Source organism: Betaproteobacteria bacterium (assembly GCA_016720925.1).
GTDB lineage: Bacteria > Pseudomonadota > Gammaproteobacteria > Burkholderiales > Usitatibacteraceae > UKL13-2.
The window spans coordinates 1-17522 of sequence record JADKJR010000013.1 but is presented as its reverse complement, the minus strand read 5'-3'; the positions used below and the strand labels follow the sequence as shown (position 1 = coordinate 17522).

9 protein-coding genes and 3 pseudogenes are annotated in these 17522 nt (G+C 59.1%); 9 read left to right on the top strand and 3 right to left on the bottom strand.

The annotated features are described in order from the left end of the window. Positions 1 to 190 precede the first annotated feature (190 nt). A complete protein-coding gene (locus IPP88_16510; GenBank protein MBL0124248.1) occupies positions 191 to 5089 on the top strand; it encodes a hypothetical protein in 4899 nt (1632 codons plus the stop codon). A 1147-nt stretch (positions 5090 to 6236) separates the two neighbouring features. Here IPP88_16510 and IPP88_16505 read toward each other — a convergent pair. Further along, on the bottom strand, positions 6237 to 6962 hold the full coding sequence (locus IPP88_16505) for a hypothetical protein (GenBank protein ID MBL0124247.1): 726 nt from the start codon (positions 6960 to 6962) through the stop codon (positions 6237 to 6239). Positions 6963 to 7061: 99 nt separating this feature from the next. Further along, a pseudogene (ilvD, locus tag IPP88_16500) lies at positions 7062 to 8673 on the bottom strand (dihydroxy-acid dehydratase). 301 nt (positions 8674 to 8974) lie between these two features. On the opposite strand from ilvD, the gene IPP88_16495 reads away from it, so the two are divergent. From IPP88_16495 to lgt, 8 genes and pseudogenes are all read left to right on the top strand, one after another. After that, positions 8975 to 9742 carry a GntR family transcriptional regulator gene (locus tag IPP88_16495; GenBank protein ID MBL0124246.1) on the top strand — a complete coding sequence of 256 codons (768 nt, stop codon included), beginning with the start codon at positions 8975 to 8977 and terminating at the stop codon, positions 9740 to 9742. 210 nt (positions 9743 to 9952) lie between these two features. Continuing rightward, positions 9953 to 10360 (top strand): hypothetical protein, encoded by a 408-nt coding sequence (locus tag IPP88_16490; protein MBL0124245.1) that lies wholly within the window; start codon positions 9953 to 9955, stop codon positions 10358 to 10360. 146 nt (positions 10361 to 10506) lie between these two features. Then, on the top strand, positions 10507 to 10752 hold the full coding sequence (locus tag IPP88_16485; GenBank protein ID MBL0124244.1) for a hypothetical protein: 246 nt from the start codon (positions 10507 to 10509) through the stop codon (positions 10750 to 10752). 4 nt (positions 10753 to 10756) lie between these two features. Beyond that, a complete protein-coding gene (locus IPP88_16480) occupies positions 10757 to 10945 on the top strand; it encodes a hypothetical protein (GenBank protein MBL0124243.1) in 189 nt (62 codons plus the stop codon). Between the two features lie 181 nt (positions 10946 to 11126). Next, positions 11127 to 11513 (top strand): hypothetical protein, encoded by a 387-nt coding sequence (locus IPP88_16475; GenBank protein MBL0124242.1) that lies wholly within the window; start codon positions 11127 to 11129, stop codon positions 11511 to 11513. Positions 11514 to 11802: 289 nt separating this feature from the next. Then, positions 11803 to 12126, top strand: coding sequence for a hypothetical protein (locus IPP88_16470; protein MBL0124241.1), 324 nt, complete (start codon positions 11803 to 11805; stop codon positions 12124 to 12126). A 363-nt stretch (positions 12127 to 12489) separates the two neighbouring features. Then, a complete protein-coding gene (locus IPP88_16465) occupies positions 12490 to 12726 on the top strand; it encodes a hypothetical protein (protein ID MBL0124240.1) in 237 nt (78 codons plus the stop codon). Positions 12727 to 13044: 318 nt separating this feature from the next. After that, positions 13045 to 13775 (top strand): annotated as a pseudogene (gene lgt, locus IPP88_16460) (prolipoprotein diacylglyceryl transferase). Positions 13776 to 14041: 266 nt separating this feature from the next. Here the strand turns inward: lgt and IPP88_16455 are convergent. Next, positions 14042 to 14110, bottom strand: a pseudogene (locus IPP88_16455) (peptidoglycan-associated lipoprotein). Between the last annotated feature and the right edge of the window lie 3412 nt (positions 14111 to 17522).

The following is a 17522-nucleotide window of genomic DNA, read 5'->3' as shown; positions in this document are numbered from 1 at the left end:
CATGTCTGGTTCCCCCTGGTTATTCCGTATGGGTGGTATCGCAACGGCAACAGGTGGCAATGTGAACATTGGAGCAATAAACTCTATCACTGGCGCGCCTTCCTGGCCGAAAATGGCCTGGAAGGCGCGCCAGTGCTTGACTTTTACCTTGCGCTGCCCAAGGTGGGCCGCTGGATTTCCATCGAGGGGCATGCGCATCTTGTCGGCGTGCGGGCTGGCGGTCGCTGCTCTTGTCGGATCGACGGTTTCCGCGGCGCCGTTCGCATACATCCCCAACGCGAACTCGAAAACGCTGTCCATCATTGACATCCAGACCAACAGCGTGACGGCCACCGTGTCTGTCGCGTCCTTCCCGGTCGCGGTGACGTTTGCACCCGATGGTTCACGCGCCTACGTCGGCATGGGCAACAACGTGCTGGTGCTTAACACCGCGACCAACACCGTGATCGCTACCATTGCGGCGGGAACCAACCCGACCGGATTGACGGTCACGCCGGATGGCTCGCGTATTTACGCGGCCAATGCCAGCAGCAACGACGTTTCCGTCATCAGCACGAGTACCAATACCGTCGTGGCCACCGTGCCGGTTGGAATTCTCCCGCAGGGCGCGGCGGTCACGCCGGATGGGACAAAAGTCTATATAGCGAACAACAACAGCAACAGCGTTTCGGTGATCGACACGGGTAGCAACACGGTGGTCGCAACCATACCGGTGGCGGCCGCGCCAGTCGGTGTGGCGGTCACACCGGACGGAGCCAGTGTTTATGTCGCCAACTCGAATGGCGGCAGCGTGTCGGTGATCAGCACGGCTGCCAATGCCGTGACCGATACCATCAGCGACGCGGGTTTAGGCATACCGTACGCCGTCGCGGTCTCGCCCGACGGCGCCCGGGTTTACGTCACGAATTATTTGGGGAATAGCGTTTCGGTGATCAGCGCCGCTTCAAAGACCATCAGTGCGACGGTGCCGGTGGGCGAGTGTCCGAACGGCGTTGCGGTCACGGCCGATGGCGCATCGGTGTATGTCATCAACAATTGCACCCGCACGGTTTCGGTGATCAGCACCGCTGGCAACGCCGTCACGGCCACGGTGCCTGTGGGTAACAACGCGCAGTCACTCAGCCCGTTTATTGCCCCCAGTCCGCCGCCGTCGCCGGTGCTGACCGTGAACAAGACCGGCAGCGCCGCCAGTTTGGTGGCCAGCAGTCCCGCGGGCATCGATTGCGGCGCGACTTGTTCCGCGAGCTTTGCGTCGGGCAGCATGGTCACCCTGTCGGCCACACCCGCGGGTGACGTCACCTTCGCCGGCTGGAGCGGAGCATGCAGCGGCACCGGCGCCTGCAGCGTCACGATGAACGGCAACCAGGCGGTCACGGCCGCCTTCGCGCCGATTCCGGTTGCGCAGTCCATCACCTTCGGCCCGGCGCCGGTGATCGCGGTCGGCAGCAGCGGCACAGTCACGGCCACCGGCGGCGGATCGGGCAATCCGGTCACCTTTACGTCGGTCACGCCAGCCACCTGCAGCGTCGCCGGCAGCAACGGCGCCACGGTCACCGGCGTTGCCAGCGGCAATTGCGTGATTGCCGCCAATCAGGCCGGCGCCGCCGGCTTCCTGCCGGCACCGCAGGTGACGCGGAATATCGCGATCATCCCGGCGGGGCAGCCGCTGGCGCTGCTGGCTGTGCAGTCGCGCAAGAATCACGGCGCTGCCGGATTGAAGGATTTGCCCATCGATACCACGGCGACCATCGATGGCGCGGTGAGCGTGGAGCCACGTGCGCAGCTGGGAGGAACCAGCCTCGTATTCCAGTTCAGCGCAGCGGTGACGGCGGTCGGTCCCGTCACGGTGAGTGATGAATCCTCGGTGATTCTCGATGCCACGGTTGGATTCGCCGGCAATGAAATCACGATCATGCTGGCACCCGTTGCCGACAACAAGCGCGTGCATATCGCCTTTGCCAGCATCAACGGCATCCCGGTCGATGCCAACGTATCGCTCGGCCTGCTGCGTGGCGACGCCAATGCCAGCCGCAGCGTCAACGCGGCCGATATCGCGGTCGCAAAGTCGCGATCCGGCCACGTCATTGACGACAACAGCGTGCGTTACGACATCAATGCCTCCGGTGTGGTCACGGCCGCCGATATTGCGGCGATCAAGGCACGCAGCGCGGCCAATGTCCCGTTCACAGCAATCGTCGCGCCGTCGATCGCGAACGTGGCGATTGAACAAAGCGGCCTGCTGTTGAGCCAGGTAGGCGCCAGCAGGCAATTGGTAGCGAAGGTCACCGATGCGCTGGGGCGGCGCCTCAATGTGCCGGTGTCCTGGAGTTCCAGCCGCGCCGCCAATATCGCGGTCGATAGCAACGGACTGGCGACGGCGTCGTCGCTGAATGGTGTGACGCAGATCGTTGCCACCGCCGGTGGCGTCAGCTCGGCACCGCTGCTGGCGGTGGCCACCGTGCCGGCATCCGGTGCGATCCTGCTCGACGATGAGCAGATCGTGGGCGAACCGGTTGAAACCAATGCCGTTGCCGCGCCCAGTTTCAGCAATACCTACAAAGTGACGCTGGCTGGTACGCCCCCTGCGGTCGGCTCGCTGCTGATCAATACCGGATCGAAAATTGTTGCCGGGCGGGTGCTTCAGGTCGATGGCAGCAACCCGGCGGTGGTCACGCTGGGCCTGGTGACGTTGCGCGACATGTTTCCGACGCTGGACATCGACGAGACCATCGAAATGAGGAATGCGCCGGTCACGATTCCCGGCGATCTCGCCGCGGCTTACGATGTCGTGCGCACCGGCGACACCTACACCTTCACGCCCAAGTCCGGTGCCGCCGTTGCAGCGGCTGCCAGCAAAGCGGCTGCACTGCCAAACACGACGCTGAAGGGCCCGGCCGACAAGGGCATCAGCCGCGACGGGCCGGTCGGCACCAGCGCGCTGCCGCCGTTCACCAATTGTGAAACCACCATCACCGGCAGCGGTCCCGGTGCGCCATTGCCGATCGTGCTGAGCGCGCCGCCACTGTTCAGCGTCAGCATCAACCCCACGCTCGACTTCAAATACAACGCCGCCGGCGCGCAAGGAGTCGAGCGCTTCATTGTCCGCGCCAAGCCCACGGTCAAGGTCGAAGGCGGTGTCAACGTCGTCGCGGCATTCGAAGGCAAGGTCGAATGCAAGGCCGACCTGTTCATATTCCGGGTGCCGGTCGGCGGGCCGTTTGCACTGATCATCGGCGGCCTGGTGCCGGTCGGCGTCGGCATCGAGGCCGGCGGCAAGATCACGCTGGCGACCATGGGTATCGGCAGCAAGGTTGAACTCATTGCCGATGCCAAGGCGGGCTTCTCCTGCGTGGGCGGCGGCTTTGACTGCAATTTTGAAACCGGCCTGGACATCGCGCCGCCGAAGTTCACCCCGACACTGAACGCGCCATCGATCGGCGATGTCCGGCTCGAACCCAAGTTTTCCGCGTTTGGCTTTGTCGATGCCTCGGTCGGCAACCCGTTCTTCAAATCGCTGCGCTTCAACTTCATCAAGATCAAGGCATCTGCCGATCTGCTGGGCAGCTTTGCGCTCAAGGAAAGTCAGCTCGCCGACCCGCTCTACAAATCCGATTACAAGCTGCAACTCAAGGCCGGCGTCACAGCCGGCTCGAATCTGAGCGAAGCGCTGCGGTTGTTCGGCCTGTTCAGCATCAATGCGGTGGAACTGGCGATCACCACCGACATCGCCAAATCGCCCGGCGCATTGGCGACCGGTGCGGTAGTGGCGGACAAAGACACCTTTGTCACCGGCGATACGGTCAACTTCACCGTCAAGCTCGATCCGGCCACGGTGGACTTCCTGCCCGTCATCGGGCCGTACAACGTGAAGAAAATCCAGCTGGTGCGCGATCAAACCGGCTCGCCGACGGTGGTCGGCAGCCTGGATGCGGCACCAGGGCAGACGGTGTTCAACATCGCCTTCACCGCGCCGAATGCGGGAACGGCGTCGCAGTTCTCGGCCTTCGTGGTGACGACGCTGCTGCCGCTGGATTTGCTGGCGCTGGAGGTGGGATCGGCCGGCGTGGAGGTACGCGGCGATCTGACAGCCGGACGTGGACACACCTGTGCCCTGACGGCAAGCCGGGGCGTCAAATGCTGGGGCGACAACACTTCCGGCCAGCTTGGCGACGGCACCAACATCAGCAGGAACGCGCCGGTCGATGTGCTCGGGTTGAGCAGTGGCGTCACCGCCGTCGCGGCCGGCCCCGACCATACCTGCGCGGTGATGGCGGACGGCAGCGTGAAATGCTGGGGTGCGAACTTCAACGGCATGCTCGGCGACGGCACCAGAATCAGCCGGAATGTGCCGACCGATGTTGTCGGGCTCACCAGCGGTATTGCCGCGATCTCGGCTGCCAGTAGTGCGACCTGCGCCTTGACCAGCGCCGGTGCCGTGAAATGCTGGGGCAGCAACTCCGGTGGAGCGTTGGCGGATGGAACGTATGTCGACAAGCTGACGCCCAACTCCAGCGCGCTGTCGGGTGGCGTCACTGCGCTGTCGGCCGGCAGCCGCCAAAGTTGCGTGCTGGTGACTAGCGGCAGCGTCAGATGCTGGGGTTATGCGCTCGGCTTCGAGGGCCCGGCGCCGGATTTCAAGGACCAGTATCAGACCGTGCCGGTCACTGTCGGCGCGCTGGGATCCAGCATCACGTCCATTGCCGCCGATGGTTTTTCAACCCCCACTTGCGGCGTCACGACCGCTGGTGCGATCAAATGCTGGGATCTGAGCGGCCTCGCGCCGTCGCCGCCTTACAACGCCGGGGGTTTTGCCAGTGGCGTAGTGGCGATTGCGGTCGGCGGCAGCCAGCTCTGCGCATTGACCACCACCGGCGGTGTGATGTGCGGTTCATCAACCAATAGCACCGTACCTGCCGACGTCAGCGGGTTGGCGAGCGGCGTGACGGGGATTGCCGCGGGCTTCGCTCACGCCTGCGCGCGCACCGCGAGCCGTGGTGTGAAATGCTGGGGCCAGAATTTCCAGGGACAACTCGGCAATGGCACGACGACGGCCAGCGCGTCGGCGGTCGATGTGGCGGGCTTTCCCTAGAGAAGGCGCCAGCGCAGTGGTGACGGCGGTGTCGTGTGAAGGCACCACGTTCATCCTGCTGAACGGTCTTGCCGGAAGCTGCTGCCCAGTCAGGGGTCAGCGTCAATTGACTCGAAAAACAATTGACGCTACCCCTTTAATTCAGTCTGACCCCATTTATTATTTATTATGCTTTATCTGCGGCGAATAAATTCTGTCAAGCTCAGGATTGCCCCAACCATGTTCGCGTGCCCAGGTAAGTACCAGACAAAAATAGCAAATTGCTACTGAACTGACCCATGGAAATAGATCTCGAGACGACAGTAGATACAACCAAGCTACTGAAAATGAAAAGATCAATGTCCGCGATAGGTTTGCTTGGTCGTTGAAGAAAGAGAGGGATGTGCTGAAGGGGGCAAAGTTTGCGCTCAGCCTCTTTGTTGAATAGCGCTTGCTCAATTGCCCGCACTTTGCTATCGAAGTACGCAAGATTTCTGCGGCCCGCTCGTTCAGCCAGAATGCAGAGTATCGTCAATATCAAACCAAAAACGGGCGCTGCGGGTTCGAACTTTGAAACGACATTGTCCTTAATGAGGCTTAGGTATGCAAATAACACGCCTCCGTTCAACGCAAGTTGGATGTTGAATCGAGCCCAAATAACTTGCAACTCTGTGTTTCGAACTGCCTTTGGAAGAAGCTGAAAGCGGGAGTGGACAAGATAAACTAGTTGAACTCAAAGGAAGTGATGTTGGAAAAGCATTTCTGCAATTAGAGGCGACGATTGAACATTCCGGTGCTTGATGAGACACGTGCGCTGTTAGACCATTGTTACGTCCTATCTCAAATCTCCCATCATTCAATTCAACGGTTCAGATCGAACTATTCGCTTCCTCAGAAAATTTGGGGTAAAAGTGACCGTTCGGAAGAACATAACGATTCAAATCTGAGATCCTCTGCCCCAGATTGGCTAGCGACGCACGGGTTGTTGGTACGCGAGAATTTAGGGGCAGCGTGATTAGTTTTTCTCGGTCGCGAAAACAAATCACGCTGAAACCTTTAACACAGAAAATATTCCCATGGCAGCTTTGTGTTGTGACTACTAAGCTGCGTGGCGCTTATCCCTGTCCCCATCATGGGCTTGTGGATGTGGGCGGCGAAAGCGCTGCGGCTAGTTGGGCAAATTCCACGAAGCATCAGAGATAGACTGCAACTCATCTCTAATTTCTTCTTCAAAGCTGCGAACAATCGAATGCTGTGTCCGCGCTATACCTTCTGCCAGCAATTGCTCCTTTGATGGGTAATACTTTGCACCGACTTTGCGCGCGGCTTCAGCCAATAAATCAAGCGAGCGTTGTCGAAACGGTCCCGGGGGCTCAAGAATAGATGGATCCCGACTGGCATCAACTGGAAGTGAGCGAATCTTTTGCAGAAAGACTTCACGTCTGCTGGTTAGCTTAGCGCTCCGCGCATCGAGTTCTGCCCGTAGTCTAGCCGCATCGGATATTCGCAATGGAGTCAAGAGAGATTGGTAATCGGTATGGACCTTACGAATACATGCCGCTACATCTACTGAACGCAATTCCTCTTCAGCGGTTGGTTTTTTTTCGTTGGGCACTTCAATATCCTTCAGGGCCCTCGAATTAATGATTCCTCCGCATTCAGCTGAGGCTCTAAACAAGAAATTGCGAAGCGTAAGTGATCTTAATTGCTTGTAATTTTCTTCAAGCGCACCAGTAACTGACCGCAATTGATTTCTTTTCTTCGCTATTGTTTCGTCAAGCAGCGCTTTTTCGATAAATTGGCTTGACAGTGTAGAAATAGCTAAAGATGGCAGTAAGTACGCCCAGGATTGTCGCCGTCTGCGAAGCGCGCAAAGACCACTTGTCAAATCCAAGTTGCTTGACGGAGTGTTCCGCCGCAGACTCGGGACGTTGCCGCGCCTTTTGCCGACGGATAAAGAGTTTGTCTCGCACGCTCTCTTCTCCAGTTTGCCCTAATCCGTCACCGCCCCCTTACTAGCCGTCCCCACCAACTTAAAGTATTTCCCCAACACCCCCCGCGTATACCTTGGCGCAGGCGCCTTCCACGCCGCCCGCCGCTTCGCAATCTCCGCCTCATCCACATTCAACTGAATCAGCAGCTGGACCGCATCGATGGTGACGGAATCGCCCTCATGCACCAGGCCGATGGTGCCGCCCACAAACGCTTCGGGCGCCACATGCCCCACCACCATTCCCCAGGTGCCGCCGGAAAATCGTCCGTCGGTGATGAGCCCCACGGTTTCGCCGAAGCCCTTGCCGATCAGCGCCGCCGTCGGTGCCAGCATCTCGCGCATGCCGGGGCCGCCTTTGGGGCCTTCGTAGCGCAGCACGATCACGTCGCCGTGATTGATCTTGTCGGCCATGATGGCGTCCATCAGTTGCGGCTCGGAATCGAATACGCGCGCGGGGCCGGTGATGACGGGGTTCTTGAGGCCGGTGATCTTGGCCACGCAGCCTTCGGGGGCGAGGTTGCCTTTGAGGATGGCGAGGTGGCCCTGTTTATATAGCGCCTTGTCGATCGGCATGATCACGGTCTTGATCCGCGCTCGGCGGCACGTCGGGTACGTCTTTCAATGTTTCGGCGACGGTCTTGCCGGTGATGGTCATGCAGTCGCCGTGCAGTAATCCCGCGTTCAGTAAAAGCTTCATCACCTGCGGGATGCCGCCGGCCTTGTGCAGATCGACCGCGACGTACTTGCCGGAAGGCTTCAGGTCACAGATCACCGGGACCTTCTTGCGCATGCGCTCGAAATCGTCGATGGTCCAATCCACATCGGCCGCGTGGGTGATGGCGAGGAAATGCAGCACCGCGTTGGTCGAGCCGCCCACGGCCATGATGACGGCGATGGCGTTCTCAACCGCTTTGCGGGTGACGATGTCGCGCGGCTTGAGGCCTTTCTTGACGGCCGCGAGCAGCACGCGCGCGGATTCGGCGGCGGAATCCTTCTCCTGGTCTTCGGCGGCCATGGTGGAAGAGTAAGGCAGCGACATGCCGATCGCTTCGCAGGCGCTGGACATGGTGTTGGCGGTGTACATGCCGCCGCAGGCGCCCACGCCGGGGATCGCGCAGCGCTCGATGCAGCCGAAGTCTTCCTCGCCATCTTGCCGGCCTGGAATGCGCCGACGGCTTCGAACACTGAAACCACCTGCAGGTCCTGGCCCTTGTGGTGGCCGGGCTTGATCGTGCCGCCGTAGACGAAGATCGCCGGCAGGTTCATGCGGCACAGGCCGATCATCGCGCCGGGCATGTTCTTGTCGCAGCCGCCGATGGCGAGCACGCCGTCCATGAATTGCGTGATTGGCAGGCGGTCTCGATCAGTCGGCGATCACTTCGCGCGATACCAAGGAGTACTTCATGCCTCTCCGTGCCCATCGAGATGCCGTCGGTGACGGTGATGGTGCCGAACATTTGCGGCATGCCGCCTGCTTCGCGGATGGCGGCGTCGGCAGCATCGGCGAGCGGCTGGATGCCAGCGTTGCAGGGGTTCAGCGTGGAGTGGCTGCTGGCGAGGCCGATGAAGGGCTGTTGAAAATCGCATCTTTGTAGCCGATGCCGCGCAGCATCGAGCGGTTAGCGCGTTCCTTGCCCTGGGTGATGGCGAATGAGCGGAAAGGTGGTTGGGGCGTTTTGGGTGGGCGTAGTATGATTTATCTGCGGGAGTGAGCGAAGGGATGAGGGTGGAGGTGGCGTGCGATGTAACGTGCGATGTGACGTGCGAATTGACGTGCGAAATGACGGTGCGGAATGCTGCCTGATAACGGTGCGAATTGCTGCCTGATGGAATTGTACCCGTGCGGGCACGCCGGGAGAATTGACTTCCGGCGCAAACCTGCTTTATCATCTAGTCCTCTATAGGACATTGCCTTGCCACCTTCCGCCCAACTCGCTGCGGTCAATACCGATATCGGCCGCGCACGTTACGCCGCCATCGCCGAACGCCTGCGCGCCGCGATTACGGCAGGACGCTGGGCGGCGGGCGAGCCGATTCCCGCCGAAACGGTATTGATGCAGGAATTCGCGGTCGCACTCGGGACCATGCGTCAGGCCATCGCGCTGCTGGTGAATGAGGGGCTGCTGGAACGGCGGCACGGGCGCGGCACGTTTGTGCGCGCGGGGCTGGCGGGCGCCTCACTGATGCGCTTCTTTCGTTTCGGCGCGTCCGGCGCCGCGCAGATTCCAAAATCGAAGATCATGAGCGGTAGGACATCGCCGCGTCCGCCGAGCTCGCCAATTAACCTGGCATCCGCGCGGGCGGCAATGCCGCATATGGCGCGTACCCGCTGGTTGGATGATGCACCGCGCCTCCTGCTGAAAATATCTGCGGATGCGCGCCGCTTTTCCGCCATGGTCGCCAGCGAACCCGCCGCAATGGGCGACCTGATGTATCCTGAATACGCCGCCCGCTGCGGTGTGGTGGTGCATCGCGCGACGGGACACGATCGAATCTGGCAACTTCAACGCCGCCGACGCGCGACTGCCGTAATTGTCGGCGCGGCACCCGTGCGTGATGGTTTCCGGCAGGCGTTCGATATTGCGGGCGGCTGGTGTGGAGGTAAGCGTCAGCGGCGACGCCAACGCTTTCCATTACACCGTCAACCTGACTTAGTTCTTTCGTGCAGTCGGAGCCCATAGAGATTTTCTGCTATTTCCCCAGCCAGTTGCCCCAGCTCCTTCCCCCGCCGCCCGCTTGATACGCTTGATCGCACTGTCGATATTCCTGTCCTTCTTCGTTGCGGGCACCGCCATCGCACAGGAATATCCATCGGAAGCCGATCACCATCGTCGTTAGCCTATCTTGCCGGTGGCGGCGCGGACCTGATGGCGAGATTGGTGGCACCGAAAATGTCCGCGACCCTGAAGCAACCGGTGATCGTCGAGAACCGTCCCGGCGCCAGCGGGCAGATCGCGGCGAGCGCGGTGGCCAAGGCGGCGCCGGATGGTTACACGTTGATGCTCGATGCGTCGTCGTACACCGTCAATCCCAGCCTGTTCGCCAAGCTTCCCTACGACACGGGACAAGGCATTTACACCCATCGGCGACGGCGCCGTTTCGGAATGCTGGTTTCCACGGCCGGCTATCCGGGTGAAGTCGGGGCGGATGTGACTGTATTGGCAAAGAAGCAACCGGGTGCGATTGTCACGCGCGTCGTCAGGCAACGGTTCCGCGCAGCATCTGGCCGGTGCGTTGTTCGAACTGGCAGGCGAAGTGGATATGTTGCATGCTGTACAAAGGTGGCGGACCTGTGCTGATCGACGCTCGGCGGGCAGGTACTGTTCTTTTTGCCAACGTTGCCTCGAGCCCGGGAACATATCAAGGGCGGTAAATGCAGGCGCTCGCGGTGACCAGCAGCAGCGCTCGGCCATTCTTCCTGACGTTTTGACGATCGCCGAGGCCGGTGCCGGGCTATCAGGTGTACGAATGGAATGTGATCGTCGCGCCTGCCGGCACACGCGCACCCGTGCTGGCCAAGCTCGCCGGCGCTTTGCGCGCCGCGCTCGACGCGCCCGATGTGCGCGAACGCATTGCGGGTCTCGGTGGCGAAGTCTTCAGTGGCGGCACGCCGGAGTCCGTCAAGTTTCTCCATGAGCAAACCGCCATCTGGAGCAAGGTCATCAAGGATCGCGGCATCAAGCCCGAATAATTTCTTGATAGCGCAGTCGAACGTAATCCCGCAATCGCATCGCTGGGACACGCACGCACATGTGTTCGCGGGCCCGGTGCTGCCGGGCAGCCACTACACGCCCGCGGACCATACGCTCGCGATGTGGCGCGCGACCGCGGAGCCGCACGGCATCGACCGCGTCGTGCTGGTGCAACCGAGCGTAAGGCGTTGACAATTCGGTGATGCTCGCCGCACTCCTCAGCGTCGGGTGGCGTATCGCGGCGTGGCGGTCCTCGATCCCGGGGTGACGGACCGGCGGTTGGAAGACATGCACGCGGCCGGGGTGCGCGGGCGCGATCCAATCTGGTCTCTCCGGTCGGCAACGATCCGGCGCTGATCGACCGGACCGTGGAGTGCCTTGTCCATTGGGCTGGCACTTGTATTCGTTCCTGCGGCCCGCGCGCCTATGCGTGGTGCGCGAGAGGCCTGAGGCGTGGGCCATCAACGTCGTGGGCGATCATCTGGCCGGCATGGGGCGGATGTCGCACCACGCCAACCGAGCGCGGACCCGCGGGCCTCGGCAGACGCGGTGTCTGATCAAGATTTCCGCGCAGTATCGCACGGAGATGCAGGCGCCGCTTGCCGCGTGCGACACATTGCCGCCCCACATTGGCGGACGGTTCGCCGGACGCGTATTGTGGGGATCCGATTGGCCGCACACGTGGTTCGCGGAAAAGCCGCGCGGCAACGCAACGGCGTATGGAGAATTGCTTACGCCGGTGGCGCGCGTTTCCGGATGAAGCAGTACAGCACCGATTCTGGTTGGAGCGCCGGGGAGAGGTTGTGTGCTTGCCGAATCGTAGAGCAAGCAACGATCACGTCTGTCGGAATTTATCGGCGATTGTCTGTTGGGCGGAACACATGTGGTGTCTTGATCCAGTTCTTCGCATCGGGGTGTGCAACAACTTGGGTCCCGGACTGAATCCGGGACGACAGTGTTTTTTGGGGCGTCACGAGAATGGCGCTGCGCAACGCATAGAGAATTCCTCAATTTCACTTTCACTTTCACTTTCACTTTCAGGTGCCAACATGAAACTTTCGAATCATTGCCGCCATCGCACGGCGCTCGCCTTGTGCGGTGCGGCGCACGCCGACATCTACCCCAGTAAACCGATCCGCTTGCTCGTGCTGTTCGCGCCGGGCGGAAGTTCGGATATTGTGTCGCGCTTCGTTTGCGGGCGAAATGCAGAAGACGCTCGGCCATTGACTTGGTTGAAAGCAAAACCCGGCGGCGCCGGCAATATCGCCATGCAGGAAGCGAAAAACAGTGCGCCCGATGGCTGGGCACCATCATCCCGGCCACGTCGGCACGCCAGCCGTGAATCCGGCCATGTTTCCCAAACTGCCCTATGACCCGGCTGGCGATTTTCGTGTCGATCACGCTGCTGGCAAAGGCCGAGCATGCTGGAGGTGAATTCGGAAAATGGTGCCAAAGAATCTCAAAGAGCTGGTGGAATACGCGAAGAAAAATCAGGAACTGAATACGGCTCGGCGGGCAATGGCAGTTCGGGGCACCCGGCAATGGCGTACCTCGCGTTGATTGCGGTTTTATGGCGACCCAAGCCGTACAGGCACCGGCCCGATGATGAGACCGACCTTTGCCGGCAGGCTTGCGACCACCTTCACCGGCGCCCGCCGCTGATGGCGCACGTAAAAGCAGGTACATGGTAGTCCCACCGCCGTCGGCACGGCAAAAACGTTCGCCTGCGCTGGTGGATGCCGATTGTTGCGGAATCGGGCTACACCGGATTTGAAACCTCACAGTGGTACGGATTACTCGCGCCCGCCGGCACGCCGGATGCCATCGTGCAGAAACTGGCGCGCGGGCTGCTGCAGGGCAAGACACCTGCTGTCGCTGAGCGCCTGTCGGTGAAGCAGCCGCACCGGCGACCATGTCGCCAAAGGAGTTCGCGGAATTCATCAAGGTGGAAGCCGCGCGCTGGAGCGATGTAGTGAAGAAATCGCAGATCAAGGCGGACTAGCAGGATGTAGATTATGAAACACTAGCACTGGCGCTGCTTGAAAGGCATTTATTGCCCGTGAGGCGCGTGGATGCTGGAGTTTGGTCTACAGATTTGTAATTTGCCGTCGTCCCAGCGGAGGCTGGGACGACGGTTTTGGAGACAGCCCGATCGGGCCATCGCGGGTAAGCGGCGATAGCGATGCGATAATCGCATTCTGCTGAATTTGTTTTGACCCCATGCCGACTCACCCCACCTTGATCCCATCGCGCTCTCACTTGGCCCCGTTGCCATTCGCTGGTATGGGTTGATGTACGTCGTCGCGTTCGTGCTGTTCATGGCGTTGGGGAGATTGCACATGAAACGCCGCCCGGATACCGGTTTCATCTGGAAGCCCCGGACGATCTGCTGTTCTTCGGCATGCCTTTCGGGGTTGTGCTGGGCGGAAGATTGGTTACGTGATTTCCCACATGCCGGTTACTTCATCGCGCACCCTGATCGAAATTCTCTATATATGGCAGGGCGGCATGTCGTTTCATGGCGGCTTAGGCTGCTGGTGGCGATGTGGTGGTTTGGGCGCAAAACCAATCGTTCTTTCTGGGGGGTGACGGATTTCATCGCGCCACTGGTGCCGACGGGACCCGCCGCGGGGGCCGGATGGGTACTTTCATCAATGGCGAATTGCCGGGGCGGCGTGACCGACGCCGCGAGGGCCGTGGGCCATGTGGTTTCTGCAGGTTGATGCTTACCGCCATTGGCACGCCATCCTTCGCAGTTGTATCAGTTCGCGATGGAAGGAATCCCGTTGTTCGTGATTTTGTGGATCTACTCAAGAAGCCGCGACCGGTGGGGCGGTGGTCGGCCGTGTTCCTGATTGGATACGGCAGAGCTTTCGTTTTTAATGAATTTGCGCGCGAGCCGGACAGCTTTCTGGGCATCCTGGGCTGGGCTTCCGGATGGGGCAATGGCTTGGGCTTTGGCCGATGGTCGGCAGGCGTGATTTTCTCCCTGGTGCGTAGCAACCGGACACGAACCGCTTAGCGTTTGCGTCAGCCCCCGAGCCCTGGCCTGTTTGTTTGCATCATGCGGGGCGCGCTAGCCAGGCTGGCCGGGCGCTTTCCCTGCAATCATGGATTTGGCGCCAGCCTATTTGCCGCTCTTCACCACAAAATCGACCTGGCGATTTTCCGCCCATGCGGCTTCATTATGGCCAGTGCCCTTGGTTTGTCTTCGCCAAAGCCGGGATCGTCTCTGATGTGCGGTCGTTCTTCACGCCCAGCACGGCTAATGCTCGCTTGGCGGCGTCAGCGCTGCTTTTGTCCCAGCGCTATGTTGTATTCACGGCTGCCGCGTTCGTCGGCATAACCGTCCAGCGTCTGCTAATCGCGCCATTGGTATTGGCCAGGTAATCTGGTATCGTTGCCGCGAACGACTCCTGCATATTGATCCTTCACGGTATAGCTGTCGTAATCAAAGTAGACCATATTACTTGCGGGCGTTGGGTGCAACCACGGCTGTTTGCATCGGTTGGATGTGCGCTGCCGCGGGTCGGGCATTGGTCGATGCGTTCGCTGACCTGCGTAGGGACTGCCTGCGAAGAAGAGGCGACAGACGCGACGGGTTTGTCCGACGCGCAACCACCGAGAGGACGAGCGCGCCGAACATCAAAGTCAGCGCACCTGCATATGAATTTTTCAAGATAATCTCCTAAAGTTGATTGAACGATCACTACTTCTGAAATATATTCGTTACGAGGGACAATTAAAAGTATCGAAAAGCTCGAGCTTCCATTCCCGGATGCCGGAACTTGTCAGATGCGAAGGCTACGGTTTGTCGGTGAATCGCCTACATCCGATTTAATGCCGTGTCCGTTTAATTGCCGAAGATCGCGATTGACACTTGTCAAGGTGATTACAGGGGTGCACAATTAAACTTGCAACATCGCATCTGTGTCAAACCACTTTTCGTGCCGCCATTGGTATCGGGATGGCGGCTCGTCGATCGCGGCGGCATTCGACATGCCGGCGTGATAGGCGCGGGGGTGGTGAGGTTGATACAGCCTCATTTTCATTGGAAAACTTATTTACAACAAGCAAACTCTTCTGTCCTCAGGTTCTTGCATAGTTTATGGCTTATTCATAATTTTGTGCCAGCAAAAATCGGATGGTGGTTTGCGAAGATAATGTCTGATCGCCTTCTCTGTTAAAATCCTGGGGACGATTTCTCACTTGGCAATGATCTGTTTCACAACGACGGTATCGGGATTAAAACATGGCAAAAAGTTGAACCGATAGTTTAAACAAATATCCTACGCCTATTCGTATCTGTCCTGCGCTTAAACCCATCAGGTGGAAGTTGCGTATCGTTAATCTGCTCGAGTTTGCTTTGTATGGAATCCGCGATCTACTAATGCCACGATAAAGAATCGTGATTCAAAACTGGCACTTCGATTATAAGGCGGCGCCTGGAAGGAACCATGGTTCTGGTCTAAATGATCCATGAGGCGTTTCAACAGTGACGCGCGATTCTGCAGCTCGATCTCACGATTTGGCGGGTCAATCAACATCGATAAAGTTTCCTAACGCGGTCGGCGTGGTGCGCTTCGCCACCGATAATGATCTGAGCTTTCAAGAACCGATATAACAACATAAAAAATCGGGTGAAAAGATTGGTCCTTGACATTTAAGCAACTCAGTTCCTAGCGCCATACTTCAGCGCCAACCGCAACCCAATCGGTCAGGTTGTAGCATCCTCATCACGCATTCCTGACTTCCGCGTTATCACGGGCGGCATTGCAAGATGATCTGCCCACAGCGCCAACCTTGCATCCAATTGATGATGCGAGTTATAAGTTGTCGCCCAGGGGGTTGGGCACCAGCTTCGCGGGACCGCCAGATAGCGGATGGATAGCGGAGAGGCGTTTGGTAACACATGATTCCATGCCGGTGGAGGACGCGGCGGCGGCTCGCGCCGATGAAGGCGACGTACCGGTCGGATCAGGCATTTAAATCCGGCAGTTGATTTGTTCCTGCCATTGGTCATCAACGCTTATTCACCAGCGCCGCTGTTGTTTTGCGCCTGAGGATCTGCGCAAAGTGGCGAGAACTGTTTCATGGTTGGAAAACCATCGCGTTTCGCGGCGCGATAATCTCGCGCTTCTCAGCCCGCGGTGAGCGTGCAGAATTCAAAAGTCGGCGGCGGATCCAGTGCCGTAACGGGAGCAGATCGCACCATCGGTCTGTTGCTGGCGTAGGTAATCCACACACCGGTTTCGCGCCCAGGCTGAGGTGCGGATGCTCAGAAACCGGCTGCGACCAGCATCGTTGCGTGGATTCTGCTTCCGCGATTATTTGGGATGTAAAGATCATTCTTGTTTGCGCAGCATTGATTCAAAACACTGATTTAAAGTATTCAATGGTTCCAGCGCAGCAATCGTCCAATCACACACATGGAAATCCGAAGGTAATGATATCCTTCATCTTTGAGTGAATCAGTCGCAGGTTCAGTTTGATCTGGCATCCGCGGTTTGAATGCTTACGGGATTTGAAGTTGATGGCGCTCCCTGTTTGGCGCGCGCTGTTGACTGTCGATTTGGGTCGCGCGGGCGCTCGGCGCCGACCATGACCCGGACGACTCTACCAGCAGGTCCCGTTGTTAAACCAAAGGATTCATAGGTGACCTGCAGCGGGTTGTAAAACGGCGGTGATCAGCTCTGGAAGCTGCGTCCATCGACGGCCGACGCGGACCAGGCGGGCGAGCTCTGAGGTAATGATTTTCCGCCGCACCGGCAAGGGTTTCGCGCAGATCGAGCGCCAGGTCTTGCCGCGGCAGACGCCATCTGTCGCTTGACATCCAGGAGAATTAACCCAATTTTTGTTAATAAGATGCAAATGTAATCAAAGTCTGAAGTACTTGTTTAAGATTCGAGCGATAAAAAAACCCTGCAGCCTCTGAATTACATAATGAAAGGGAGAACTTATTATAGCGGCATTTAAAGACCATCACTGTTGCAGGCGTATCGCGCAATCGCGTGATATCAACGCTGTCGCTGTTCGAGTACTCTTTGCGGCATCCGGCGAACGTTTGCGGGAGCGCTGTAACTGTTTACAAAGAGCACTCTTCCAAGTGGAAACATATCAACGTGGCGGGTATAACGCCAAAACGCGCTTAATGGCGGTAATTGATTGATTCAACCCGGCTTTATGTTACAATAACAAAGACCGGATCTGCTTCGCGCCGCGCCGCCCGGCTGCCCAGGTCTTCGTTAACATCTGGTTGATATCTGCGCCCACTATCCTCAACGGTGGCTGCAGCATCGCGGAAATCTGCTAGGCGAGGGCGGAACGCGGCGCCGGCCGGATCGCTGATAAGGTGCAGCCAGTATGGTGCCCAGCACACCAACACCGATGCCCAGACACAGTTCAAAGAACATGGGCCAAGCGATGGCCAGCAGACGCGGACGGGCTTTGCAGCGGCACGTCAGATCGATTGTTTTTCAAGGAGCGTAATCACATTTGTGTCGTCCATTACTCGCGGGTCAACCGCCGGGTCTCCGCCGCTGATGCTGCTCACTGTGCGTCTGGCCGGAGGGTGCGATAGCCACGCTCGGGGTCCCAGGTGGTGACGTAGAGCTTCACGCCTCGAAAGTGATTTCAGCGGCCCGAGTGAGCTCGCCGGGCAAGATAAACGTGACGGTGTTATTGGCAGGGTCGGTGCGAATATCCGCGGCGGGCGTGATTCACGTGCCTCTCGTGCAGGGCGGACGGCGCTTTCGGCGGAAAACAGGGC